The 23,043-nt window shown below is 68.9% G+C and carries 22 protein-coding genes; 7 read left to right on the top strand and 15 right to left on the bottom strand.

What is annotated here, in order from left to right; all coding sequences use genetic code 11:
- Positions 1–226: 226 nt before the first annotated feature.
- The 5 genes from P3W75_RS29665 to P3W75_RS29645 all read right to left on the bottom strand — a co-directional run bounded on the left by P3W75_RS29665 (position 227) and on the right by P3W75_RS29645 (position 4,905).
- Positions 227–1,012 carry a 3-hydroxybutyrate dehydrogenase gene (locus P3W75_RS29665; RefSeq protein WP_276230899.1) on the bottom strand — a complete coding sequence of 262 codons (786 nt, stop codon included), beginning with the start codon at positions 1,010–1,012 and terminating at the stop codon, positions 227–229.
- Between the two features lie 61 nt (positions 1,013–1,073).
- Positions 1,074–2,207 carry an ABC transporter permease gene (locus tag P3W75_RS29660; protein WP_276230898.1) on the bottom strand — a complete coding sequence of 378 codons (1,134 nt, stop codon included), beginning with the start codon at positions 2,205–2,207 and terminating at the stop codon, positions 1,074–1,076.
- 10 nt (positions 2,208–2,217) lie between these two features.
- The gene (locus P3W75_RS29655; protein WP_430765423.1) at positions 2,218–3,384 is read right to left on the bottom strand and encodes an ABC transporter permease; all 1,167 of its coding nucleotides are present in this window, start codon (positions 3,382–3,384) and stop codon (positions 2,218–2,220) included.
- Entirely contained in the window at positions 3,372–4,343 is a 972-nt protein-coding gene (locus tag P3W75_RS29650) for an HlyD family secretion protein (RefSeq protein ID WP_276230896.1), read from the bottom strand. Before P3W75_RS29650 ends, P3W75_RS29655 begins: the two co-directional genes overlap by 13 nt.
- 88 nt (positions 4,344–4,431) lie before the next feature.
- Positions 4,432–4,905 carry a phosphate-starvation-inducible protein PsiE gene (locus P3W75_RS29645; protein WP_276230895.1) on the bottom strand — a complete coding sequence of 158 codons (474 nt, stop codon included), beginning with the start codon at positions 4,903–4,905 and terminating at the stop codon, positions 4,432–4,434.
- Positions 4,906–5,074: 169 nt separating this feature from the next.
- Here P3W75_RS29645 and P3W75_RS29640 point away from each other — a divergent pair, with 169 nt between their 5' ends.
- Together P3W75_RS29640 and P3W75_RS29635 are read left to right on the top strand one after the other, a co-directional pair.
- The gene (locus P3W75_RS29640) at positions 5,075–5,353 is read left to right on the top strand and encodes a DUF3509 domain-containing protein (RefSeq protein WP_276230894.1); all 279 of its coding nucleotides are present in this window, start codon (positions 5,075–5,077) and stop codon (positions 5,351–5,353) included.
- A 231-nt stretch (positions 5,354–5,584) separates the two neighbouring features.
- Positions 5,585–5,839 (top strand): YebG family protein, encoded by a 255-nt coding sequence (locus tag P3W75_RS29635; protein ID WP_276230893.1) that lies wholly within the window; start codon positions 5,585–5,587, stop codon positions 5,837–5,839.
- 105 nt (positions 5,840–5,944) lie between these two features.
- Here P3W75_RS29635 and P3W75_RS29630 read toward each other — a convergent pair whose 3' ends face one another.
- Complete coding sequence (locus P3W75_RS29630) at positions 5,945–6,964, bottom strand: Leu/Phe/Val dehydrogenase (RefSeq protein WP_276230892.1); 1,020 nt, start codon at positions 6,962–6,964, stop codon at positions 5,945–5,947.
- Positions 6,965–7,141: 177 nt separating this feature from the next.
- On the opposite strand from P3W75_RS29630, the gene P3W75_RS29625 reads away from it, so the two are divergent.
- Entirely contained in the window at positions 7,142–7,951 is an 810-nt protein-coding gene (locus tag P3W75_RS29625; RefSeq protein WP_276230891.1) for a SirB1 family protein, read from the top strand.
- Positions 7,952–8,007: 56 nt separating this feature from the next.
- On the opposite strand, the gene P3W75_RS29620 is transcribed toward P3W75_RS29625, so the two are convergent.
- The 3 genes from P3W75_RS29620 to P3W75_RS29610 form a co-directional block, all read right to left on the bottom strand.
- A complete protein-coding gene (locus P3W75_RS29620) occupies positions 8,008–10,527 on the bottom strand; it encodes a helix-turn-helix transcriptional regulator (RefSeq protein WP_276230890.1) in 2,520 nt (839 codons plus the stop codon).
- 159 nt (positions 10,528–10,686) lie between these two features.
- Positions 10,687–12,057 carry a DUF1329 domain-containing protein gene (locus P3W75_RS29615; protein ID WP_276230889.1) on the bottom strand — a complete coding sequence of 457 codons (1,371 nt, stop codon included), beginning with the start codon at positions 12,055–12,057 and terminating at the stop codon, positions 10,687–10,689.
- A gap of 23 nt (positions 12,058–12,080) precedes the next feature.
- A complete protein-coding gene (locus tag P3W75_RS29610) occupies positions 12,081–13,841 on the bottom strand; it encodes a DUF1302 domain-containing protein (protein ID WP_276230888.1) in 1,761 nt (586 codons plus the stop codon).
- Between the two features lie 171 nt (positions 13,842–14,012).
- Here P3W75_RS29610 and P3W75_RS29605 point away from each other — a divergent pair, with 171 nt between their 5' ends.
- The 3 genes from P3W75_RS29605 (at position 14,013) to P3W75_RS29595 (ending at position 16,903) form a co-directional block, all read left to right on the top strand.
- Complete coding sequence (locus P3W75_RS29605) at positions 14,013–14,873, top strand: helix-turn-helix domain-containing protein (RefSeq protein WP_430765422.1); 861 nt, start codon at positions 14,013–14,015, stop codon at positions 14,871–14,873.
- A gap of 222 nt (positions 14,874–15,095) precedes the next feature.
- Positions 15,096–16,517, top strand: a complete 1,422-nt coding sequence (locus tag P3W75_RS29600) for an NAD(P)/FAD-dependent oxidoreductase (protein WP_276230887.1) — start codon at positions 15,096–15,098, stop codon at positions 16,515–16,517.
- A 41-nt stretch (positions 16,518–16,558) separates the two neighbouring features.
- The gene (locus P3W75_RS29595; protein ID WP_276230886.1) at positions 16,559–16,903 is read left to right on the top strand and encodes a cupin domain-containing protein; all 345 of its coding nucleotides are present in this window, start codon (positions 16,559–16,561) and stop codon (positions 16,901–16,903) included.
- A 213-nt stretch (positions 16,904–17,116) separates the two neighbouring features.
- Here the strand turns inward: P3W75_RS29595 and P3W75_RS29590 are convergent, their stop codons facing one another.
- The 6 genes from P3W75_RS29590 to P3W75_RS29565 all read right to left on the bottom strand — a co-directional run bounded on the left by P3W75_RS29590 (position 17,117) and on the right by P3W75_RS29565 (position 21,943).
- Entirely contained in the window at positions 17,117–17,884 is a 768-nt protein-coding gene (locus P3W75_RS29590; protein ID WP_276230885.1) for a crotonase/enoyl-CoA hydratase family protein, read from the bottom strand.
- Positions 17,885–17,999: 115 nt separating this feature from the next.
- The gene (locus P3W75_RS29585) at positions 18,000–18,911 is read right to left on the bottom strand and encodes an SDR family oxidoreductase (protein ID WP_276230884.1); all 912 of its coding nucleotides are present in this window, start codon (positions 18,909–18,911) and stop codon (positions 18,000–18,002) included.
- 121 nt (positions 18,912–19,032) lie between these two features.
- Positions 19,033–19,929, bottom strand: a complete 897-nt coding sequence (locus P3W75_RS29580) for an alpha/beta fold hydrolase (RefSeq protein WP_276230883.1) — start codon at positions 19,927–19,929, stop codon at positions 19,033–19,035.
- Positions 19,929–20,705, bottom strand: a complete 777-nt coding sequence (locus tag P3W75_RS29575) for a class II aldolase/adducin family protein (RefSeq protein ID WP_276230882.1) — start codon at positions 20,703–20,705, stop codon at positions 19,929–19,931. Before P3W75_RS29575 ends, P3W75_RS29580 begins: the two co-directional genes overlap by 1 nt.
- Before the next feature lie 187 nt (positions 20,706–20,892).
- The gene (locus P3W75_RS29570; protein WP_276230881.1) at positions 20,893–21,579 is read right to left on the bottom strand and encodes an LrgB family protein; all 687 of its coding nucleotides are present in this window, start codon (positions 21,577–21,579) and stop codon (positions 20,893–20,895) included.
- Positions 21,566–21,943, bottom strand: a complete 378-nt coding sequence (locus P3W75_RS29565) for a CidA/LrgA family protein (protein WP_276230880.1) — start codon at positions 21,941–21,943, stop codon at positions 21,566–21,568. The genes P3W75_RS29570 and P3W75_RS29565 overlap by 14 nt, the downstream gene beginning before the upstream one ends.
- 98 nt (positions 21,944–22,041) lie before the next feature.
- Here P3W75_RS29565 and P3W75_RS29560 point away from each other — a divergent pair, with 98 nt between their 5' ends.
- Positions 22,042–22,935 (top strand): LysR family transcriptional regulator, encoded by an 894-nt coding sequence (locus tag P3W75_RS29560; RefSeq protein WP_276230879.1) that lies wholly within the window; start codon positions 22,042–22,044, stop codon positions 22,933–22,935.
- Positions 22,936–23,043 lie beyond the last annotated feature (108 nt).

Below are 23,043 nucleotides of genomic sequence, written 5' to 3'. Positions count from 1 at the left end.
TCACAAAGATGCCATGAGTGCGCCATCCCGGCAAGGGCTGGCGATAGGCGGAGGGGGGGTCGCCGTAGGAGCGGGCCATGCCCGCGAATCGCGCGCATGGCGCGCTCCTACAGGGGGGCCGTGGATGCCATCGCCATCGCCCGCTGGGTATCGCATGCCCGAGTCTCTGGATCCCCGCGTTCACGGGGACGACGGTACGGGTTGGGGGTGCGTGGCAGGAGCGGCCTCAGCGCATGCCCCAGCCGTGGCTGACCAGCACCGACTGCCCGGTGAGCGCGGCCGAGGGGAAGCTGGCGAGGAACAGCACGGTCTGCGCGACGTCCTCCACCGTGGTGAATTCGCCGTCGACGGTGCCGCCGAGCATGACCTTCTTCACCACCTCTTCCTCGCTGATGCCCAGCTCCCTGGCCTGCTCGGGAATCTGCTTCTCCACCAGCGGCGTGCGCACGAAGCCCGGGCACACCACATGGGAACGCACGCCATGCGGCCCGCCTTCCTTGGCCAGGGTACGCGCCAGGCCCAGCAGGCCGTGCTTGGCAGTGACGTAGGCGGACTTCAGCGGCGACGCCTCGTGGGAATGCACCGAGCCCATGTAGATCACCACCCCGCCGCGACCCGCCGGGTACATGTGGCGCAACGCGGCGCGGGTGGTGAGGAAGGCGCCGTCGAGGTGGATCGCCAGCATCTTCTTCCAGTCGGCGAAGGCGTACTCCTGGATCGGGTTGACGATCTGGATGCCGGCGTTGGAGACGAGGATGTCGATACCACCCAGTTCCTTCACCACACGCTCGATACCGGCGTCCACCGCCTGCTCGTCGGTGACATCCATGGCCACCGCCAGGGCCTTGCCGCCACCCGCCTCGATCTGCTCCACCACCTGCTGCGCGGCCGCCTGCTGCAGGTCGGCGATGGCCACCGCCGCGCCGGCGCCGGCCAGGGTCAGGGCGATCTGCCGGCCGATGCCGCTGGCCGCGCCGGTGACCACCGCGACCTTGCCGTTCAATGCGCTCATCTCGAACTCCCGTGTGCGTGCGAAAACACTCACTCTAGACCGCTCGCCGGCGGCCCGCCCGTCACCAGCCCTTGAGCTGGTCCCAGCGCCAGTTGCGGAACTGGTAGATCAGGGTACCCAGCAGGCCATAGGCGGCGGCCATGCCGAGGAGGATGAGAATGCGATCGGAAACGGCCGAGAGCGGCAGGTTCATCTGGTTCATCTCCACCACCGCGCGGATCGCCCAGGTCGACGGGATGCCGTTGGCCAGCCATTGCACCCACTGCGGCATGGCCTGCGGCGGCCAGGTGAAGCCGGCCATGTAGAACAGCGGCAGGGTGATGAAGGTCATCGTCAGGTACACCGCCTCTTCCGAGGGCAGCAGCTCGGCGAGGAACTCGCTCAGGGCGATCACCGCCAGCAGGAACGGCAGCACCAGGCCCATCAGCATGAAGAAGGACGCGGTCTGCCGGTAGCCCATGATCCATGGCCAGATCACGTAGAACAGCATGCTCAGCGCCGTCCAGATCAGCAGCTGCGCGCAGTAGCGGCCGAAGCGCGTCGACGGTGGCTGGCGCAGCGAGCGCGGGGTGCCGCCGCGCAGGTTGAGGTTCACCCGGGTGCAGGACAGGAGCAGGCTGTGCTGCAGGATCAGCGTCACCAGCCCCGGCAGGACGATGGCGGCGAAGCTGGTGCCAGGGTTGAACAGGTCGGTCAGCTGGCCCACCACCGGGCTCAGCAGCACTTCGCTCTGGCGCCCGGTGAAGCCGTTGCGCAGCAGCAACTGGGCGTTGTAGCGCAGCGACAGGTCGTTGTAGGTGGCGGTGATGTCCTGCTGGATCTGGCCGTTGGCCATGCGGTTGGTGGCGTCGCCGAAGATCGGGATGGTCACCGCCTCGCCGCGCAGCACGCGCTTCTCGAAATCCACCGGGACGATGACGATGCCGAACAGCTCGCGCCAGGCCAGGTCGCGTTGCGCGGTGGGCAGCTCGGCGTAGCTGCGCACCGCGATCTTGGGCGCGGCGTCGAGCAGGCGGACCAACTCGCGGGAGACGTCGCTGTGGTCCATGTCGATCACCGCCACCGGCAGGTCGTCCATGGTGCGGTGGGCGTAGGGCAAGGTGGTCAGGGCCACCGAGAGCACCGTCAGCAGCCACAGCGGCTTGCCCAGCATGTTCTTCAGCGACTGCCTGAAGACGTTCCAGAAGTTCTCCATGGGCGCCTCCTCAGGCCGGGCTCAGGTCGAGGCGCCGGCGCAGGCGCAACTTGGCGATCATGTAGGCGATCAGCGGGTAGACCAGCAGCCGGCAGCAGGCGTAGAGCCCGGATTCCGGCGGCGCGTGACGCAGGAACTGGTCGAACAGGCCGTGCAGGGTATGCGTCAGCGGCTCGGCCAGGCTGATGATGCGGGCGATCTCCGGCATCGCCAGGTCCGGCAGCAGCACCCCGGAATAGGTCTGTGCCACGCCGATCAGCAGGCCGATCAGCGAGTAGGCGCTGAAGCGGTTGGCGGTGAAGATGAACAGCATCAGCCCGACGCTCTGCGCCGCCATCACGTAGCACACGGTGATCGCCAGCATCCACAGCGGGCTGCCGTTGATCTTCGCGCCATTGAGGGTCACCAGCAGGAACAGCTCGAGCATCAGCAGCGCGCTGAACAGCAAGGTGTACGGCGCCATCTTGCCCAGCAGGCGCGCGCCCAGGGCCTTGGCCCGCAGGATGTGCGGCGAGGACGCGCGCAGCTCCGGCGCCTCGCGGGCCAGCACGTGCACGGTGGCGACGATCACGAACAACTGCAGCAGGTGCACGATGGCGGCGAACTGCTGGTAGTAGATGTAGTTGCCGCTGGCGTTGAACAGGCTTTCGTAGGCCACGCTGACGCTGGCCAGCTGCGGCACGGCGATGCCGGCGCCGGCGGCCAGGTGCGGGCGCAGGTCCTGGTTGACGCCGCTGATCAGCCCGGCGAAGTCCTGGGTGGAATAGAAGCCGGCGGAGTAGAACAGCGAGTTGTAGTAGAGCACCGCGTGGGGCTGGCGCCCGGCCAGGGCATCGGCCTCGAAGTCGCGGGGGATGTACAGCAGCGCGTAGTCGTCGGCCTGGCGCAGGCGCCGCAGCCCTTCCTGCAGGCCGCCGCCGAGGACCTCCACCTGGGCGTGGGAGCCGGCGTCCAGCTCGCGGACGATGCGCCGCGACAGCTGGCTGTGGTCGGCATCGACCACCGCCACCGGCATGTCCAGCAGGGTGCCGGCCTTGTAGATGCCGCTGATCAGGGTGAACAGCAGCAGCGGCCAGAGCCAGCCGAGCCAGTGGATGGTCCAGCTGCGCGCGGCGATGCGCGTCTCGACGTTGAACGCCTGGGCGAAGCGCAGCAGGTTGCGCCTTACTGCGTCCATTGCCACAGCGCGCTCATCCCCGGACGCAGGCCCTGCACAGGTTGCAGCGGGTACAGGCGGACCTCGAAGGTCTTCAGGTCGAAGTCGCCGGTGGCGCGGGTGGCGCGCTTGGTGGCGAAGTCGCCGAGCGGGGCGATATAGCGCACCTCGGCTTCCACCTCGGCATTGTCCAGCGCCGGGATGCGCAGCTTGACCCGGTCGCCCTTGCGCACCTTGGCGAGGATGTCTTCGCGCAGGTTGAACACCAGGTAGCTCTCGGACAGCCGCACCAGCGTCAGCAGCGGGCTGTAGGCATTGATCAGCTCGCCTTCCTCCGCCGGGATCGGCCCCACTTCGCCGTCCACCGGGGCGAGCACGGCGAGGTCGTCGGTCTGCGCCTGCAGCTCGACGATCTGCGCGTCGGCGCGGCGCACCGCGGCCTGCAGGGCCTGGCGCACTTCCTCACGATCGCCGCGGTTGCCCTGGTCGAGATTGGCCTGGGCCTCGGCCACCTGGTTGCGCGCCACGTCGCGGCCGCGCCGCGACAGGTCCAGCTGGGCCTGGGAAACGAAGCCGCGCCCGGCCAGTTCCTCGTTGCGCTGGTACTCCAGGTCGGCGTTGCGCAGCTCGGCCTGGGCCTGGGACAGGCTGGCCTGCAAGGCGCGCAGGGTTTCCTCGCGGGTGCCGTGCAGCGACTCGTCCAGCTGCGCCTGCACCTGGCTGCGCGCCGCGTGCAGAGAGTCCAGCTGGGCCTGCAGCTCGGGGCTGCTCAGGCTGATGAGCAGTTGGCCACGGGTCACGTCGTCGCCACGCCGCACGTGCAGCGTCTCGACCCGACCCTTGGCCTTCGAAGCGACAATGACCTCGGTGGCGTCGGCCTCACCCTGCAACAGCAGCGGCTGGGTGTGCAGGCGCAGGTACAGGGTGATGGCGACGATCACCAGCAACAGCAGGGGGGCGAACAGCTTCCAGCCTTTCATCGTGCAGAGCTTCCCTCGGTGGCGCGAATGTTTCCGATCTTAGTGCATCGGCGCCGCCGAGGGAGCCAACCTTGGTCAAGCGCGTGGCTCAGCGCTCGTCGTCCTGCAGCAGGGCGTTCTCGCCGCTGCGCCCGGGCGCGGAAGGGAAGCGCGAGGAGGCGTAGCGCACCACCAGGATCGCCAGGGCCAGCAGCAACAGCGCCACCGAGACCAGGATGATGCCGTCGTCGGGCACGTGGTTGTGCTGGATGTCGGCGATCATCAGGCGGGTCAGCGCGGTCATCGCCACGTAGATCAGGAAGCGCACCGGCATGTGGTTGGTCTTGAAGTAGATGCCGACCATGGCACCCAGTTCCAAGTAGATGAACAGCAGCAGGATGTCGTCGATGCTGGCGTGGCCCTTCTCGAACATCTCGAAGAAGGCCACCGCCGCCGACCAGAACACCGTGCCGCCGATGGCGAACAGCGCCAGGTAGTGGAAGCCCTCCACCAGCATGTTGCCCAGCGACTCCGCCACCCCGTGCATGCGCTGGCGCATGCGTTCGGCCCATTGCAGTTTCATCCGTCGACTCCCGGTTCACTTCAGCGATTGTTGGCGTGGTACGTGCAAGTCACACGCCATTGACCTCAGGCAGCTATAGCCGGCCGAGGCTGCGGCAAGATGACCGCGAACTTTGCTGACGCCTTCCAGTCCATGAAGGGTCACGCCCACATTGCAGGCAGGATCGAAAATGGAAAGTCCCTTCCAGGTACTCACCGATGCCTTCCAGGCCCGGTACCGGGTCAATTTCAGCCTCGAGCGACCCGACGGCAGCATCGTCCTGACCCTCTCCACCGAAGCCGGCGTCGCCGCCAAGCGGCTGATCCGCAACGCCCAGCTGCAGGACCCGGAGCAGCTGGAACGGCTGATCCAGAGCATCCGCTTCGGTATCGCCATCGAACAGGGCGAGAGCGCCCCGCGCCTGCTGGCGGACATGACCGCCGGGCGCGGACTGCGCATCGCTTCCTGACTTCGCCTGCTGGTCGCGCCCGCGTCGCCGGGCGCAGTAGCCACGCGCCATCACTCTCCCCTGCGCCAACCTGTCGCATGCCCCGATCTGGCCCGCGTGCCCCGAAGCGGAACGCCGGCCATACTGGCCAAGTGCAATTCGGCCCTTCCCAGTTCGCGGGCGTTTGCTATATGCTTACTGTACAAATAACCAGTATTTTCTTTCCCGATAAAGAAGGCATAGAGGTGATGAATGGCCGTCGAAGTGGTGTACCGCAGCAGCCGCGACCCGGAGCGCCTGTTCATGGATAAGGCAGAAGCCGACCGGCACGACAAGATGCTCGAACTGGCGGAGAACCTTTCCGCCGTCCTGCACAAGGCGGTGCCCTCGCTGAGCGAGGAACAGGTCGAGGAACTCGGCATCTACATGGCCCGGCACCGCGACACCTTCGCCCGCGCCTTCAAGAACCAGCCGGACGCCCTCGGCGAGCTGTCCACCGAAGAGTAGTGAGCGAGGCCCGACCGGACGCTTTGCGTAGGATGAGTTCCCCATGTCTCCCGGCAGAACACTTCGCTCACCCCATCCTACGCCAGCCTTTCTCCTGTCTCCGGGCTAGCCGTAGAGAATCCGCTCCGCCAGCATGTCGGCGATGCGTGCCGGCGAGCGGTGGTCGGCCTGGGCGTGGGCGAAGACCTCGGTGAGGCGGTTGCCGATGCGCGCCAGGTGCGCGGTGATCGCCGACGGCGTTTCGCCCTGGTGTTGCAGGGCGACGTAGATCAAGCCGCCGGAGTTGATCACGTAGTCCGGGGCGTAGAGGATGCCGCGGGCTTCCAGCTCGTCGGCCACGTCCGGGTGCACCAGCTGGTTGTTCGCCGCGCCAGCCACCACCGCGCAGCGCAGTTGCGCCACCACGCCGGGGTTGAGCACGCCGCCCAGGCCGCAGGGAGCGAGGATGTCGCAGGGGGTGGTCAGCAGCGCCTCGCTGGCCACCGGCTGGGCGTTGAACTGCTCCACCGCCAGTTGCACCTTGCCGGCGTCCAGGTCGCTGACCAGCAGCTCGGCGCCGGCCGCGTGCAGGTGCTCGCAGAGCGCGTAGCCGACGTGGCCGAGCCCCTGCACGGCGACGCGCAGGTCCTCCAGGTCGTCGCTGCCCAGGCGCGCCTGGGCGCTGGCGCGAATGCCGGCGAATACGCCCAGCGCGGTGTGCGGCGAGGGGTCGCCGCCACGCGTGGTGCTGGTGACGTGTTCGGTGTGCTGGGCGATGCAGTCCATGTCGGCGCTGGAGGTGCCGCTGTCCACCGCGGTGACGTAGGCGCCGCCCAGGGACTCGATGAAGCGGCCGAAGGCCTCGAACAGCGCGCCGCGATTGTCCACGTGGGGCGCGCGCAGGATCACCGCCTTGCCGCCGCCCTGGCGCAGGCCGGCCAGCGCGGCCTTGTAGCTCATGCCCTGGGCCAGCCGGATGGCGTCGCGCAGCGCCGACTCGTCGTTCGGATAAGGCAGATAGCGGCAACCGCCCAGCGCCGGACCGAGCCGCGAGCTGTGGATGGCGATGATGGCCCTGAGCCCGGTGCTCGGGTCGTAGGCGAGATGCAGCTTCTCAAGCCGGGTGGCTTCCATCATGTCGAACATGGCGGCGCTCCCTTGCTGGTGCGTGGGCGGGCGGCGTCGCGGCCAGGGAGGCCGCGCGCGGGCTCCTTCAGTATAGGTGGCGGTGCCGGGCGCCGACGGCGTCGCCGACGATCAGCCGGCGGGTCTGGACGGCGGCCCGGCGCTGCGAGTACAACGCAGTATCAGCCGGAGACCGCCATGGACCCGCGTCAAGCCTGCCTTGCCTGCCTCGCCCAGGAGCCGCCGAACCTGTTCGAGGCCGCCCTGTGGATCGCCGCCGAGCACGAGCCGCTGCTGCCGCCCGGCCAGTCGCTGAGCGCGCTGGACGAACTGGATCGCCGGCTGCGTGTGGCCCAGAGCGGCGCCCCGGGCGAGTCCGAGCGCGCGCAGTGGCTGCTGCGCCAGCTGAGCGAGCTGGGCTTCGCCGAGGACGACGACCAGCCCCTGCGGCCCCGCGCCGCATTGCTGCCACGGGTGCTGCAACGGCGCCGCGGGCAGCCGCTGTCGCTGGCGCTGGTGGCCCTGGAACTGGCGCGGCGCCAGGCCATTCCGCTGGCCGGCGTGAGTTTCCCCGGGCGCTTCCTGCTGCGCGTACCCGGCGCCGACCACCTGCTCGACCCCGCCACCGGCCGCCGCCTCTACCCCCGCGACTGCCGCGACCTGCTGGCCCGCCACCTGGGGCCGCAGGTCGAGCTGAGCGCCGCCCTCCTGCGCAGCGCCGAACCCCGCGAGATGCTCCAGCGCCTGTCACGCAACCTGCGCCAGCTGCACCAGGCCGCCGGCGAGCCGCTGGCGGCGCTGAAGGACGCCCAGCGCGTGCTGGAGCTGGGCGAAGCGAACGCCGCCGACCACCTGGCCCGCGCCGACCTCTACCACATCCTCGATTGCCCCCAGGCCGAACGCTACGACCTGGAGCGCGCGCTGCTGCTCAGCAACGACCCCACCGAGCAGTTGCGCCTGGGGCAACGTATCGAGGCAATAGCGGTACCGAAGAAGGCGCTGCACTGAGCCAGGCGGGTATCGCACCAGTCAGGTGCCCATGGCAGGCCATGGGGATGGGCGCCCTAAGCCTTCAACAACCCCAGTTCCTTGGCCCGCGCCACCGCCTGGGTGCGTCGCTCGACGCCGAGCTTGCCGTTGATGCGGCGGGCGTGGGTCTTCACCGTGTGCAGGGAGATGAACAGCCGTTCGCCAATCTCCAGGTTCGAGCAGCCACGCGCGATCAATTCCAGCACCGAGAGTTCGCGCAGGCTCAGCAATGGTGCCTGGCGTTCGCCGACGCGTTCGGCGAAGAGTTCCGGCAGGCGCTGGCGGGCATCGACCAGCGCCGCCTCCAGGCCATGCGACTGCGCCAGTTGCACGCCGCGCTCCCAGCAGGCGCGCGCCTGCTCGTCGTCGCCGGCGGCGGCGTGGGCCACCGCCAGCGCCAGCCAGATTTCGCAGACCAGGGCCATGCGCCCCTGTCGCTGCATCTCCAGCAGCAGCCCGGATAGCCGCGCCAGCGCGTGCTGCGGCTGATCCTCGCCGATTTCCACCAGGGCCAGCTGGCATTCCACCCGCAATAGCAGGTCGGCCGCCGAGGCCGGCGCGCTGCGGCCGTCCTCGCGGTAGCGGCCGAGTACCCGGGTGAAGATTTCCCGCGCCTGGGCGGTGCGCCCCTGGCGCAGGCTCAGGGTGCCGCCGGCCAATAGCAGCGGGCCGCGATAGACGGCTTCGGGGATGTGTTGCAGTTGCATCTGCCGCTCGGCTTCGAGCAGGCGATTGAAGGCCGGGTCGAACTGGCCCTGGCGGGCGTCGAGCATGGCCAGGCCGATGTAGCCGTAGATGGCGCAGGGGTCGAGGCTGCGTCGCGCGCCGCGCAGGCCGTCCTGCAGCAGTTGCCGCGCCTCGGCCTCGCGGGCCTGGTGCAGGCACAGCCAGCCCAGGCGCAGTTGCGCGCGGCTGGCCACCGGGCAGCCGGCCTGGCGCTGCTCGGCCAACGCCTCCAGCACCCGGCGCAGCAACGCCTCGGAGCGCAGCAGTTCGCCGCGCTGGGCCAGCAGGTAGGCGTGGTCGATTTCCAGGTAGGCCTCGAAGACCGCGCTGCCGCGTTCGCGGGCGAGCTTGAGGGCGTCGCGGTTGAGCAGGCGGGCGGCGTCCAGACGGCCTTCGATCAGCGCCACCTGGCCCAGGCCGGAGAGGCACATCAGGCGCTGCGGCCAGGCGTCGTCGGGCAGGTCCGCCAGCGCCGCGTCGAGCAGGCCGCCGGCCTGGCTGCGGCCACGGGCGTGGGCGAGCATGCCGGCGAGCCCCAGCCATTGCGCCAGCAGCGCGCGCTGGCGGGCTTCGCTGGGCATCGGCAGGAAGCGCGCGAACAGCTCGAGCTGCGTCTCCACCTCGTCCAGGCGCCCGGAGAACAGCAGCGCCCAGGTGTTGAGGATGAGCAAGCGCGGGGTGCTCGCCAGCAGCTCTTCCGGCAGTTCTTCGCGCAGGCGCAGCACCCGCGCCACGTTGTGTCCCTGCAGCAGTTGCTCCTCGGTCAGGCGCTGCAGCAGGCTGGCGGCGACGTCTGGTTGGTCGGCGCGCAGCGAGTGTTCGAAGGCGGCGTGGATGTCGCCCTGCTGGCTGTACCACTGGCAGGCCCGGCGGTGCAGGCTACACGGCGGGTTGTGGCCCATGTCGGCGAGCTCCGTGGCCAGCAGCGGCGGCAGCCGGTACCAGGCGCCGGGGCCCTCCTCCGCGTGCAGGCCGACGCCACGCAGCAGCAGGTCGTCGAGCACGCCGGGCTGGTCTTCGAAGAGGTATTCGGCCAAGGCCGCGCAGCAGCGGTTGAGCCGCGCCAGGTCGCAGAGCACCTCGGCCAGCGGCGCCGGCAGGCGGTCGAGGATTTCTCGCCGCAGGTATTCGCGCAGCAGTGGCCGCCCGGCTTCGGCCAACTGGCCCGGTGACGGCACACCAGCGTCCGCCGGCCAGCCGAGCAGGCGCAGGCGCACCCCGGCGCACCAGCCAGCGGTCTGTTCGAGCAGGGCCTGGCAGGGCTCCTCCGGCCAGTCACGGCCGCCGCGCAGCAGCAGGTCGCGCAGCTCGCCGAGGTCCAGGCCAAGCTCGGCCTCGCCGAGTTCCAGCAGTTCGCCTTCCAGCAGCAGGCGCGCCAGGTTGCACGCCGGGCGCCGCCGGCTGGCCAGCCACCAGGCGACCCGTGGCGCGGCCTGCACCAGCAGGCGGTCGAGGCAGGCGTCGAGCGCGTCGTCGGGTTCGCGGGGGTAGTCGTCGAGCATGATCCACAGCGGCTCGCCGCCTTCGCGCAGGGCCGTCTGCAGGCGGTACTCGTCGCAGGCGCCGAGGCCCAGGGCGTCGCCCAGGCGCCGGCACAGGGTCGCCGCGTCGAGCGCGGCGCCACCCAGGCTGAGCCAGATGACCCGGGTGCCGGCGGGCGCGGCGCGGGCGCATTCGCCCAGCAGCACGGTCTTGCCGTGGCCCAGGGGCGCGAGCAGCAGGCGCAGGCGGCGTTCCTCGCGCAGCAGCAGCTGGCACAGGCGCGCTCGCGGCAGGTGCTGGGGCGGCAGGCGGGGCAGCGAGGAAGGGGAAATGGCAGCGTCGATCATGGTGCAGGGGTCCGACCGATCCTGAGCTTCGAGCCTAGTCAGGGGGTGGGTCGGAGGAAAGGGCTATCAGCCGGATGTATGTCTCGACATATCACCCTTTGGCGTTACCCGTGGATACATGACCGGCGACAGCCTTGCGCCGTCGCCGGTCATTACCGATCAGCGCACGCCGTCGTTGCGCAGCGCCGCCGGGGTGTAGTCGGCCATGCTGGCCTTGATGCCGAAGCGGTAGCCGTTCTTCTCTTCGTTGAACAGGCCCAGGGCGAGGTAGCGGCCGGCGATCAGGTCGTAGATCACCTCCGGCACGTAGCCGCCAGCCTGGTGGACGTAGTTGAACATCTGGTGGCCTTCGGAAACGCGCCAGAGTTGGCCGCGGCCGTCGAAGTGGTCGACCTCGGCGATCTGCCAGCTGTCCTCGTCGATGTACATGTGGCGCTTGGCGTAGATGTGCCGCTCGCTGGGCTTCACGGTGCCGACCACTTCCCACACGCGGTGCAGCTCGTAGCGGGTCAGGTCCTGGTTGAGGTGCCCGGCCTTGACGATGTCGTCGTACTTGTAGGTCGGCAGGCCCAGCTTGTAGCTGTTGTAGGGGATGTACAGCTCCTTCTTGCCCACCAGTTTCCAGTCGTAACGGTCCGGCGCGCCGGAGAACATGTCGAAGTTGTCCGAGGTGCGCAGGCCGTCGGCGGCGGTGCCGGGGCCGTCGTAGGCCACCTGCGGGGCGCGCCGCACGCGGCGCTGGCCGGCGTTGTAGATCCACGCCAGGCGCGGTTCCTTGACCTGGTCGAGGGTCTCGTGGACCAGCAGCACGTTGCCCGCCAGGCGCGCCGGCGCGGTGACCGACTGCTTGAAGTAGAGCAGGATGTTACCGACCTTCGAAGGGTCGACGTCACCCATGTTCTGCGGGAAGGCCACGGTCTCCTCGAAGCGGATCGGCGTGTAGCTGCCGTTGGTCTGCGGGGTCACCTGGACCACGGTGCGCGCCAGGTTGCCGCCACGGTAGCGGGTGATGTGGTTCCACAGCACCTCGACGCCGTTCTTCGGGATCGGGAAGGCGTAGTAGCGGCTCTTCTCGAAGTTGGCCAGGCCGTTGCCATCGTTGATCGGCTGCACGTTGAGCGCGCTGGTCTTGGCCGCCTGGTACACCTCGGCCGGCTGCGAGAAGGTGCGGTGGGTCTTGTACACCGGGATGCGGTAGGTGTCCGGGTAGCGCTTGAACAGCGCCAGCTGGCCCTCGCTGAGCTTGTCCTTGTACTGGTCGACGTTCTGCGCGGTGATGGTGAACAGCGGCTTCTCGCCGGCGAAGGGGTCGCTGAGGAAGCCACGGGCGTCCTCGCTGCCGGCGCTCTTGTCGATGCCGCCGGTCCAGGCCGGGATGCTGCCGTCGGCGTTGCCCTCCTTCTGCGCCCCCAGGGGCGTGAGGCTGGTGCCGAGCTTGGCCGCCTCGTCCGCCGACACCGCCGCCATCACGGCGCCGGAGAGCAGGCTCAGGGCCAGGGCGCCGCATTGCAGGATTCGTATCTTGTTCATCTTTCCTGTCCTTAGCTGACCGATCAGAAGTTCACACCGAGGCTGACGGCGATGAAATCGCGATCGTTGACCGGGTTGTAGTCGCCACCGAAGAAATCGGTATAACTGATGCTCGCGGTGTAGGTGTTCTGGTAGTCCGCGTCGAGGCCGACGCTGACCGCCTTGGCGCCTTCGCTGAAGTTCGGCCCGTAGCCGTGCACGTCGTGGGACCAGGCCAGGTTCGGCTTGAGGTTGATCCCGGCGATCACGTTCGGGTAGTCGAGGATGCTGCGGATGCGGTAGCCCCAGCTGCTGGTGGTGTAGAAGCCCTTGTTGTTGCACTCGCCGGGGTTGGCGGTGTTCAGCAGGCCCTGGCACACGGTGTTGTTGGGCAGCTCGCCGATCCCCCAGATGGAGTCACGGCCGAAGCGCAGCTCGCTGTCGTCGATGCCGCTGATGTGGTTGTAGCCCACCTCGCCGACCACGGTCAGACGGTCCGCCGCCAGTACCTGGTCGAAGAACTGGGTCACCGTCACCTGGGCCTGGGTCACCGGCTTGCGGTCGTAGCCGTGGATCACCTCGCCGGCGGTGGGCGTGGCGAAGCCGCTGCTGTAGATCGGGTTGCCGAAGGTCGGGATCGGGTACAGCGCGGCCACGGTCAGGTCGGTGCTGTTGAGCTGCAGCGGCATGTTCGGCCGGTAGCTCACCTCACCCGCCACCGAGGTGCTACCGAGGTTGGTCTGGAAGCTCAGGCCATACAAGCGGATGTCTTCCGGGTACTCGATGAAGTACTGCGCGGTGGCGGCGCCCGTGGTCGGGTCGGCGGTGGCCACGCCGCGCCCGGCGATGGTGCTGAAGATCGGGTTGCGGCTGTGGTAGTTCATCACGTAGGCGCCGAACTCGGTGTCGTTCAGCTCCGCCGCGTACCAGCGCAGCGCCAGGCCCCACTGCCCGCCATCGCTGGGGGTGTCGTCGCCGGAGCGCGGCAGGTAGCGGTAGCCGGCGGCCGGGTTGGGGTTGAAGTCGCTGCCGGCGAAGGCCAGCTTGTTGCAGCCGTTGGCCGCCACGTCGGTGGTGGAGAAGAAGGTGCCGCAGTTGTCGACCACGGTCTTCTCCCACTTCAGCTGGTAGAAGCCCTCGGCGGTGAGGCTGTCGGTGATGCCCTGGGACATGTAGAACATGCTCACCGGGATCAGGCCTTCCTTGACCTCCGCGCCGGGCCGGCGGAAGGAGGCGACGTCGATCGGGTTGATCGAGTTGATGCCGTTCTGGATGAAGGTGCTCTCGCCCCAGCTGACCACCTGCTTGCCCAGGCGCACGGTGCCGGGCAGGTCGCCGATGCTGTACTTGTGGTAGATGAAGGCGTCGAGCAGTTCGGCGCCGGAAGAGCGCGCGCCCATGCTGCGGCCGTTGTCGCTGATGTCGTAGAGCTCGCGGTGCTCGTCCTTCAGCTCGAAGTCGTACCAGTACTTGCCACGGACGAAGACACCGGTGTCGCCGTACTTCAGCTCCAGGTCATGGACGCCCTTGAAGATCTTCGAGAAGGTCTCGCCCTTCTTGAAGTTGAGCCGGCCGTCGTCGGAGGTCTGCGACGACGCCTTGCCGCCGTTGCGAGCCCCCACGTATTCCGAGTCGGCGTCGCGCAGGCCCCAGCTGGCCCCCACGGACAGCGTCGAGTCGAACTGCCCCTCGATGTCATCCCCGATGTTGAACGAAACGGCCTGAGCCTGGGTGGCGCAACCCAGGGCTACAGCAGCGGCCAGTATTTGCGGGTGGAACGATGCGCGCCTTGTTGTTTTTGTCATGCGGCACTCCTGACGGTGTCTAGGCGGCTACACGCTACTCAGCCGGCCCCGTCGCGACCAAGCGCACCAAGGAGGTATTTGCACTGTCAGCCAAAAGAGTGAACACCCCCTCTGGCGCGGCCATCCCCGGTCACCATTGGCGCCAGGCATGGCGCATCATGCGGGGGCTGTATGACGCACGCGCCTGCCCCCTACCCGAGCGCGCCGCTCTGCGGCATCCTGTGCGCCATGCAGCCGACCATCCCGCTCCCGACCGACAGCCACCTCACCGAAAGCACCCGCGACGTGGTGCAGCGCTACCACGCCAGCTGGAAGCGCCGCGACCTCGACGCCGCGCTGGCGCTCTACCACCCCGAGGTGGAGTACAACGACTACTTCCAGAACCGCCGCATGGGCCTGGCCGACCTGCGCGAGTACGTCAGCCAGACCATGCCCAGCCGCCCGGACGAGTTCCTCGACCACATCGACCGCATCCGCGTCGACGGCGACACCGCGTTCATCCAGTACCGCACGGCCATCACCCTCAGCGGACGCCTGGCGGTGTTCCACTCGAGCGAAGCCATCCGCGTGCGCGACGGGCTGATCTGGCGGATCAACGAGTACGCCACCCTGGTCCGCGAGGACAGCCCGGGCGAAGCGCGCGGCGGCGACCCACGCCCACCGGCCAGCCGCCTGGGCCTCTCGCCGCGCCAGCTGAGCCAGCTGGCCGGGGACCTGGAGGAGTACTTCCACAAGGCCCAGGCCTACCTCGCGCCGGACCTCGACCTGTCGCAGGTGGCCAGCGCCACCGGCTACACCCGCAACCAGATTTCCTACCTGTTGAACCAGGTGATGGGGCTGACCTTCTACCAGTACGTCAACCAGAAGCGCCTGCAGCACCTGCTCGAACAGCTGCGTCCGGCCACCTCCGCACGCATCGACGAGATGGCCTTCTCCGCCGGCTTCAATTCGCTGTCGGCCTTCTACCGCTGCTTCCGACAGCACACCGGGCTGTCGCCGCGGGAATACCTCAAGCAGATGGAAACCCCGTAACGCCGAGGCGCTCCTGAGCACCGCTTTTCGTAGGAGCGAGCTTGCTCGCGAATGGGCCCCGCAGCGGAGTTTGTTCGCGAGCAAGCTCGCTCCTACAAAGAGCACCCTGGCGCAGTTGGCAAGACATCGCCCATTTCCCCGCGTACCCGCGCGCACGACAGGAAAGCCGGGCGCTTCTAGGCTTGCGCACATTCCCCAACCTTTCTGCTCGGAGTCGCCCCTATGTCGGCCTGGCGCCATATCAGCCTGTGGATGAACCAACTGGACGACGACTTCGTCGCGCGCCCGGCGTTGCAAGGCGCGCTGGAAGTCGACGTGGCCATCGTCGGCGCCGGCTACACCGGGCTGTGGACCGCCTACTACCTGAAGCGCCGCGCGCCGCAGCTGAAGATCGCCATCCTCGAGGCCGAGACCGCCGGCTTCGGCGCTTCCGGGCGCAACGGCGGCTGGCTGATGGGCGCCATGCTCGGCGAGGACCGCCTGGTCGGCGGCCTGCCCGAGCCGCGCCGCCGCGAGACCTGGGACCTGCTGCACGGCATCCCCGACGAGGTCGCCGGGGTGCTGGCCAGCGAAGGCATCGACTGCGACTACCGCAAGGGCGGCACGCTCTATTGCGCGGCGCGCTACCCGGAGCAGGAGCGACGCCTGCGCGAGTACCTGACGAGCCTGCGCCACGAAGGGCTCACCGAAGACGACTACCGCTGGCTCTCGGCCAGCGAGCTGGGCGAGCAGCTGCGCATTCCCGGCGCGCTAGGGGCGATCTACACCCCGCACTGCGCCACCATCAACCCGGCCAAGCTGGTCCGCGGCCTGGCCAGCGCCGTCGAACGCCAGGGCGTGCAACTGTTCGAGAAAACCCGTGTCAGCCACTGGGAACCCGGCCTGCTGCGCACCGACAAGGGCAGCGTCAAGGCGCAATGGGTGGTGCCGGCCGTGGAAGGCTACGCCGCCACCCTGCCGCCGCTGGACAACTACCAGTTGCCGGTGCAGAGCCTGCTGGTGGCCACCGAGCCGCTGCCCGAATCGGTATGGGCGGAGATCGGCCTGGAGCGTGGCCAGGCCTTCAGCGAATTCAGCCGCCAGGTCACCTACGGCCAGCGCACCCTGGACAACCGCCTGGCCTTCGGCGCGCGCGGCGGCTACCGCTTCGGCGGCAAGCTGCGCACCGACTTTAGCCTCACCGACGACGAGGTCGGCCTGCGCCGCTACCTGTTCGGCGAGCTGTTCCCGCAGATCAAGGACGTGAAGATCACCCACACCTGGGGCGGCAACCTCGGCATGTCGCGGCGCTTCCACCCGCACATGCTGGTCGACCGCCGCAACGGTATCGCCCTGGCCGGCGGCTACGGCGGCGAAGGCGTGGGTGCGACCAACCTGGGCGGGCGCACCCTGGCCGACCTGATCCTCGGCCAGGAAACCCTGGAGACCCGCCAGCCCTGGGTGATCCACGACCGCGCCCTGACCGACGCCCTGCGCGCCTGGGAACCCGAGCCCTGCCGCTGGCTGGGCTACAACGCGATCATCCGCAGCTTCGTCCACGAGGACGAGGTGCTGGCCAACCCCAACAGCCCGGCCTGGCGCCGCCGCCTGGCGGAGAAACTCGCCGCCAGCATGGAAGGCCTGATGACCTGGAAGGTCGGCTGAGCAGCCACCCCTTCAGCAACCCCGAACGATCTGGAGCCCCGATGAACATCACCCACCTCAAGGACACCCTCAACGCCCCCCTGGGCGACGCCAACCCGGTCGCCGTGCCGCTGGGCGAGCCGCTCTCGCACACCCGCGTGGCCGAGGTCGAGCGCCCCGACCAGGTCGAGACCGGCATCTGGGAATGCACCCCCGGCCGCTGGCGCCGGCAGATCGTCGAGCAGGAGTTCTGCCACTTCATCAGCGGCCGCGGCACCTTCACCCCGGACGGCGGCGAACCGATCGCCTTCCAGGCCGGCGACGCCTTCCTGCTGCCGCAGAACAGCCTGGGCGTGTGGGACATCCAGGAAACCGTGCGCAAGACCTACGTGATCATCCAGCGCTGAGGCGTAGCGCTCGGTGTCGCCTTCGCAGGAGCGAGCTTGCTCGCGATGTGCTAGCAGGCTAACGCCGAAATATCAGCATCTGCCCAACGGTCCCCTCTCCCTTCAGGGAGAGGGTTAGGGAGAGGGCGCTCTTCAGGGCAAGCACCGACGTCACCGGCAGAACACCATTCGCGAGCAAGCTCGCTCCTACGAAAAGCAACCCGCCCCAATCCCTCAGAACTTCCCGTGCCGCCCCTCGCCGCTGGCGAAGCGCTGCGCGCCGGCCTGGGTCTCGCCGCTGAGGATGACCATCATCCCGCCCTGGAATTCGTTGGCCATGGCCACGTCGAACGACTGGTTCCACTGCGCGTAGACGCTGGCGCGGTCGGCCAGCATGCAGGCCTGGGGGAACTCGGCGATCTGCCGGGCCAGGTCCTCGGCGGCGGCGCGCGCCTCGCCCTTGGCCACCACGCGGTTGGCCAGGCCCATGCCCAGGGCTTCCTGGGCGCCGACCGGACGGCCGCTGAGAATCAGGTCCAGCGCCCGGCCCTGGCCGATCAGGCGCGGCAGGCGCACGGTACCGCCGTCGATCAGCGGCACGCCGAAGCGCCGGCAGAACACCCCGCACACCGCGTCCTCGGCCATCACCCGCAGGTCGGCGAGCAGCGCCAGCTCCAGGCCGCCGGCCACCGCGTAGCCCTCGATGGCGGCGATCAGCGGCTTGCTCAGCTGCATGCGGCTCGGGCCCATGGGGCCATCGCCCTCCATCTCCAGGCGGTTGCGCCGGTCGCTGTCCTCGGCCACCGCCGCCAGGTCGGCGCCGGCGCAGAAGGTTCCGCCGGCGCCGGTGAGCACCGCCACCCGCGCCTGCTCGTCGGCCTCGAAGGCGCGCAGGGCGTCGGCCAGGGCGTCGGCGGTGGGACGGTCGACGGCGTTGCGCGCCAGGGGCCGATCGATGATCAGGGTGGTTACCGCGCCGTTCTGCTCGACGATCACACTCATGCTGGACTCCAGGCTGGCGGAAAAGACGAAGGCCGGCTTGCGCCGGCCTTCCACCTTACTGCGTCGAGCGGCGCGGAGCAGCACCCTGGCCGTTCCGCCCGTCAGCCTGGCCGTATCAACGGACGTATTTCTGCAGGTTGGCCATCATCTCGCGCAGGGCCTCGACGTTGTCCGCCGGGTGCACCGCGTTGTCGAAGCTGGTGATCTGCTGCCAGTGCGCCGCCACGTCTTCGGCGTCGAAGCCTTCGCGCGGGTCGAAGCCGAAGCCCAGGCTGCGCTCCCAGCGCACCTTGCCCATCCAGCCACCGCCCACCTCGTAGAGGCCGGAAGTGTCCTGGCAGGCCTCGCTGCCCAGGTACACCACCAGCGGGCTGACCAGCTCGGGCTTGAGCTGCTCGAACACCTGCGGCGGGATCAGCCCCTCGGTCATGCGGGTACCGCCGGTGGGGGCGATGGCGTTGACCAGGATGTTGCTCTTGCGCCCTTCCAGGGCCAGGTTGCGGGTCAGGCCGTAGAGGCCGAGCTTGGCCATGCCGTAGTTGCTCTGGCCGAAGTTGCCGTAGATGCCGGAGGTGGAGGCGGTGAAGATCACCCGCCCGTAGCCCTGCTCGCGCATCAGCGGCCAGGCCGCGCGGGTCACCTTGTAGGCGCCCTCGACGTGGACCTTGTAGACCAGGTCCCAGTCGGCGTCTTCCATCTTGTGGAAGGTCTTGTCGCGCAGGATGCCGGCGTTGTTCACCACCACGTCGACGCGGCCGAAGGCGTCCACCGCCTGGCGCACGATACGGTCGCCGTCGGTCACCGAGTCATGGTTGGCAATGGCGGTGCCGCCGGCTTCGCGGATCTCCGCCACCACCAGGTCGGCGGCCGAGGCGTTGGCGCCCTCGCCGTGGGTGCTGCCGCCCAGGTCGTTGACCACCACCTTGGCGCCATGCTTGGCGAACAGCAGGGCGTGGGCGCGGCCGAGACCGCCGCCGGCGCCGGTAACGATCACCACCTTGTCGTCGAAACGAACGGCATCACTCATGGTTGCTACTCCCGGGCAGGTTGATGGCTACGGAGTGTCAAACAGACGTTTGACGGTCACAACCAAGACGCCGGGGCTGAATATGCCCCGATAAGGTCCGGGGATGATGCCGGCGGCCCGTTCAGGCCGCCGGCTGCACCTGCCCGTCCAGGCGCGAGCGGAACGCCAGGTAGTGCGCCAGCACCTGTTCCGGCGCCTCGGTCTGCGGGTAGTGGCCGATGCCGTCGAGCATCACCGTATCCGCCTGCGGGATCAGCTCGCGGTAGCGCTCGACCATGTGCGCGCCGGAGATCGGGTCGACCGGCCCGTCGATCAGCCGCAGCGGCACGTCGCTGCGCTGCATGGCGCCGACCCAGCGCTCGCGGTGCTCGCGGCGGTCGAGGATGTAGTGGATCAACCGGTGCATCACCTTCGGCCCGTCGTTGTGGGCGATCAGGCTCCAGAACGCGTCCAGCTCCTCGGCGTCGGGCTGGGTATTCGGACCGAACACCTTGGCGAAATTCGCCGCCAGCTTGGCGCGGTCGAAGAAGCGCCCGAAGAAGCCGCCCAGCGGGCTGAGCAGCAGCTTCTGCGAGAGCACCGGGCGGTGCGTCTCGGGGAACAGCCCGCCATTGAGGAACACCAGCGAGGCCAGCTCGACGCGCCCTTCCAGGTGCCGCGCCAGCAGCTCCTGGCCGACGCTGTTGCCGTAGTCGTGCACCAGCAGGTGCAGCGGCCCGCGCACCTGCAGGTGGGCGAGCAGCGCCTGCTGCAGGTCGGCCTGTTCGAGGATGCGGTAGGCGTGGCCGCGCGGCTTGGCCGAGTCGCCGAAGCCGAGCATGTCGCAGGCGATCACCCGGTAGCGCGCCGCCAGCGTCGGCCACAGCTTGTTCCAGTCCCAGGAGGCGCTGGGGAAGCCGTGGATCAGCAGCAGCGGCTCGCCCTCGCCGGCTTCCCAGTAGCGGATGGCGTGGCCCTGGAAGTCGAAGGTGCGCCCCTGCGCGCGCCAGTCGCGCAGGGGGATGGCGATGCCGGCCATCAGTCGCGGTAACCGGGGTTCTGCAGGTCGAGCTTGCGCAGCAGCGCCGGCCAGGCCAGCTGCCCGCCCATGCCCTGGGAGCTTTTCACCACCCCGGCGATCATCGCCCGGGCGCCGTCGAGGATCTGCTGCGGGATGTGGATCAGTTCGCCGCCGCCGGACTGGGCCATGACCTGGGCCTCGCAGGCGCGCTGCAGGGTGAACATGCCGAGGAAGGCGTCGGAGATGCTGGCGAAGGCGGTGAGCAGGCCGTGGTTGGGCAGGATCATGAAGTGCTTGTCGCCGAGGTCAGCCTGCAGGCGGGCCTTCTCGTCGTGGTTCAGGGCCACGCCCTCGTAGCCGTGGTAGGCCAGGCTGGAGAGCACGAACAGCGATTGCTGCGACAGCGGCAGCAGGCCGTTCTTCTGCGCCGACACGGCGATGCCGGCCGGGGTGTGGATGTGCAGCACGCAGCCGACGTCGTGGCGCACTTCATGCACCGCGCTGTGGATGGTGTAGCCGGCCGGGTTGATGTCGTAGGGGCTGTCCATCAGCTTCTTGCCGGCCAGGTCGATCTTCACCAGGCTGGACGCGGTGATCTCATGGAACATCAGGCCATAGGGGTTGATGAGGAAGTCATCGGTACCGGGAACCCTGGCCGAGATGTGGGTGAAGATCACATCGTCCCAGCCATGCATGGCGATCAGCCGGTAGCAGGCGGCGAGGTCGACACGGGTCTGCCATTCGGCCTCGGAGACCTGGTCTTTCACGGAGGGTGCGGGAGCGGCGGCGTTCATGGACTGTCCTCATCATTGTTGTTGTTCGATGGGGCCAGTCTAGTCAGGCGCGGGCGGCGGAACTGTCGGAGGTCTGACAGTCGCGCCTTAAGAATTGTAGGAGCGAGCTTGCTCGCGAACTGCACACGACCGAACAGGCCCGGCGCAAGGAAGGTTCGCGAGCAAGAACCGGGCGTCCACCTCGCTCCTACAGAAGGAACGCCACGGCCGGCGCCAGCATCAGGTTGAACAGCCCGGTGAGGACCATCAGCAGGCCAGCGGTGGAACCTTCCTCGCCGCCGAACTCGTAGGCCCGGCTGGTGCCCGCGCCGTGGGCGCCGACGCCGAGCAGGGCGCCGCGGGCCAGGGTCGAGCGCAGCGGCAGCAGCTTCATCAGCAGGCCGCCGGCCAGGGCGCCGAACACCCCGGTGATCATCACGAAGGCCGCGGTCAGCTCCGGCACGCCGCCGAGGTCGTGGGACATCTCCATGGCCAGCGGCGTGGTGATCGAACGCGGCACCAGCGACAGCGCCACCTGGCCGTCCAGCGACATGGCGTTGGCCAGCGCCCAGGAACTGCCGATGGCCATCGCCGAACCGGCGCACATGCCCACCAGCAGCGCCGGCCAGTGCCGGGCGAGCAGTGCCCGCTGCTGCCAGATCGGCACGGCGAAGGCCACGGTGGCCGGGCCGAGCAGCGCCACCAGCCAGTTGGTGTCGCGGGCGTAGTCGGCGTAGTGCGCGTGCAGCGGGATGGCCACGGCGAACAGCAGCGCCGGAACGAACACGATGGGGGCGAAACCGTACCAGTGCACGCGCTGGTACAGGCGGCGGCTGAACAGGTAGCCGCCCAGGGTCAGGGCCAGCCAGAACAGGGCCTGCTTATCGAGATTCATGGCGCGACCTCCAGCGGTACATGCCTTCCACGGACAGCGCGGTGACCAGCATCACCAGCAGCGTGCTGCACATGATCACCAGCAGAATCTTCCAGCCTTCGCTGCGCAGCAGCGGGCCGTAGTCCAGCAGGCTCATCAGGGCGGGAATGAAGAACAGCAGCATCTCCGCCAGCAGCAGCCCCGCGCCGCCCTGCAACAGGGCCGGGCGGATCGCCCCGCTGGCGAACAGCGCCAGCAGCAGGCCGAGCCCCACCACCCCGCCGGGCAGCGGCAGGCCGGTGGCTTTCGCCAGCCAGCCACCGAACCACCAGATGGCGATGAGGACGGCGAGTTCGAAGCCCAGACGGGCGAGGCGGCGGATCATTTCGGGTGCCTGCTTGGCGGTGTGCTGTGGATGGCGTTCAGGTTAAGCCCGGGGTTACTATCCCCAAAGCGAATTGTTCGAATCGAGGCCATTCCAGAATGGAATTCAAGCAGCTGCGCAGCTTCGTCGAAGTGGTGCGCCAAGGCAGCTTCACCCAGGCCGCGGCGCGCCTGCACGCCAGCCAGTCGGCGATCAGCAAGCAGGTGGCGCAGCTGGAGCAGAGCCTGCACGTTCAGCTGCTAGAGCGCAGCGGCCCGCACATCCGCCTGACCGCCGCCGGCGAAGTGGTGCTGCGCCGCGCCGAGGACATGCTGCGCCTGCGCCACGAACTGCACACCGAACTCGACGACCTGACCCAGATGAAGCGCGGCGAGCTGCGCCTGGGCCTGCCCCTGCTGGGCGCCGACGCCCTGTTCGCCTGGCGCTTCGCCGAATACCGCAAGCGCTACCCGCACATCCAGGTGCGCCTGGTGGAAGGCGGCAGCAAGAGCCTGGAAGAGGCGGTGCACACCGGCGAGCTGGAGCTGGCCGGCGCCCTCACCCCGAGCGACCCGGCCTTCGACTGGCAGCCGTTCTGCAACGAGCCGCTGGACGCCCTGCTACCGACCGAGCACCCGCTGTCCGGGCGCGCGAGCATCGCCCTCGGCGAGCTGTCCGACACTCCCTTCCTGCTCTACCAGCAGAGTTTCACCCTCAACGACCGCCTGCTGCGCGCCTGCCACGAGGCCGGCTTCGAGCCGCGCGAGGGCGGCCGCAGCGGCCAGGCCGACTTCCTCGGCGCGCTGGTCGCCGCCGGCCAGGGCGTGGTGCTGCTGCCGCGCGCGGTGGCGCAGGAAGTGGAACGACCGGGGGTGGCGCGGGTGCTGCTGAGCGAGCCGGACCTGCGCTGGGACATCTGCTTCATCTGGCGCCGCGGCGCCTACCTGTCCCACGCGGCGAAAGCCTGGCTGGCGCTGCTGGAGGAGTTCCCGCTGCATCCGCAGGGTGGATGAGCGTTCGCGGCCGCAGCCATGCCCCGGCGAAACCCGGAGCCGCCGGGGATCACGGCCAAACGGCGGATAACGTCGAACGTTATCCGCCCTACGCCAAGCCCACCCGCA

The organism is Pseudomonas citronellolis (assembly GCF_029335315.1).
Taxonomy (GTDB): Bacteria; Pseudomonadota; Gammaproteobacteria; order Pseudomonadales; family Pseudomonadaceae; genus Pseudomonas; species Pseudomonas citronellolis_A.
Note: the sequence above shows the minus strand (reverse complement) of the source record. Positions and strands in the feature narration are given on the sequence as shown.

What these genes read in the sequence shown, in the direction of transcription:
- P3W75_RS29665 (WP_276230899.1), bottom strand. Translation starts at nt 1,012, where the DNA reads ATGAGCGCATTGAACGGCAAGGTCGCGGTGGTCACCGGCGCGGCCAGC.
- P3W75_RS29660 (WP_276230898.1), bottom strand. Translation starts at nt 2,207, where the DNA reads ATGGAGAACTTCTGGAACGTCTTCAGGCAGTCGCTGAAGAACATGCTG.
- P3W75_RS29655 (WP_430765423.1), bottom strand. Translation starts at nt 3,384, where the DNA reads ATGGACGCAGTAAGGCGCAACCTGCTGCGCTTCGCCCAGGCGTTCAAC.
- P3W75_RS29650 (WP_276230896.1), bottom strand. Translation starts at nt 4,343, where the DNA reads ATGAAAGGCTGGAAGCTGTTCGCCCCCCTGCTGTTGCTGGTGATCGTC.
- P3W75_RS29645 (WP_276230895.1), bottom strand. Translation starts at nt 4,905, where the DNA reads ATGAAACTGCAATGGGCCGAACGCATGCGCCAGCGCATGCACGGGGTG.
- P3W75_RS29640 (WP_276230894.1), top strand. Translation starts at nt 5,075, where the DNA reads ATGGAAAGTCCCTTCCAGGTACTCACCGATGCCTTCCAGGCCCGGTAC.
- P3W75_RS29635 (WP_276230893.1), top strand. Translation starts at nt 5,585, where the DNA reads ATGGCCGTCGAAGTGGTGTACCGCAGCAGCCGCGACCCGGAGCGCCTG.
- P3W75_RS29630 (WP_276230892.1), bottom strand. Translation starts at nt 6,964, where the DNA reads ATGTTCGACATGATGGAAGCCACCCGGCTTGAGAAGCTGCATCTCGCC.
- P3W75_RS29625 (WP_276230891.1), top strand. Translation starts at nt 7,142, where the DNA reads ATGGACCCGCGTCAAGCCTGCCTTGCCTGCCTCGCCCAGGAGCCGCCG.
- P3W75_RS29620 (WP_276230890.1), bottom strand. Translation starts at nt 10,527, where the DNA reads ATGATCGACGCTGCCATTTCCCCTTCCTCGCTGCCCCGCCTGCCGCCC.
- P3W75_RS29615 (WP_276230889.1), bottom strand. Translation starts at nt 12,057, where the DNA reads ATGAACAAGATACGAATCCTGCAATGCGGCGCCCTGGCCCTGAGCCTG.
- P3W75_RS29610 (WP_276230888.1), bottom strand. Translation starts at nt 13,841, where the DNA reads ATGACAAAAACAACAAGGCGCGCATCGTTCCACCCGCAAATACTGGCC.
- P3W75_RS29605 (WP_430765422.1), top strand. Translation starts at nt 14,013, where the DNA reads ATGACGCACGCGCCTGCCCCCTACCCGAGCGCGCCGCTCTGCGGCATC.
- P3W75_RS29600 (WP_276230887.1), top strand. Translation starts at nt 15,096, where the DNA reads ATGTCGGCCTGGCGCCATATCAGCCTGTGGATGAACCAACTGGACGAC.
- P3W75_RS29595 (WP_276230886.1), top strand. Translation starts at nt 16,559, where the DNA reads ATGAACATCACCCACCTCAAGGACACCCTCAACGCCCCCCTGGGCGAC.
- P3W75_RS29590 (WP_276230885.1), bottom strand. Translation starts at nt 17,884, where the DNA reads ATGAGTGTGATCGTCGAGCAGAACGGCGCGGTAACCACCCTGATCATC.
- P3W75_RS29585 (WP_276230884.1), bottom strand. Translation starts at nt 18,911, where the DNA reads ATGAGTGATGCCGTTCGTTTCGACGACAAGGTGGTGATCGTTACCGGC.
- P3W75_RS29580 (WP_276230883.1), bottom strand. Translation starts at nt 19,929, where the DNA reads ATGGCCGGCATCGCCATCCCCCTGCGCGACTGGCGCGCGCAGGGGCGC.
- P3W75_RS29575 (WP_276230882.1), bottom strand. Translation starts at nt 20,705, where the DNA reads ATGAACGCCGCCGCTCCCGCACCCTCCGTGAAAGACCAGGTCTCCGAG.
- P3W75_RS29570 (WP_276230881.1), bottom strand. Translation starts at nt 21,579, where the DNA reads ATGAATCTCGATAAGCAGGCCCTGTTCTGGCTGGCCCTGACCCTGGGC.
- P3W75_RS29565 (WP_276230880.1), bottom strand. Translation starts at nt 21,943, where the DNA reads ATGATCCGCCGCCTCGCCCGTCTGGGCTTCGAACTCGCCGTCCTCATC.
- P3W75_RS29560 (WP_276230879.1), top strand. Translation starts at nt 22,042, where the DNA reads ATGGAATTCAAGCAGCTGCGCAGCTTCGTCGAAGTGGTGCGCCAAGGC.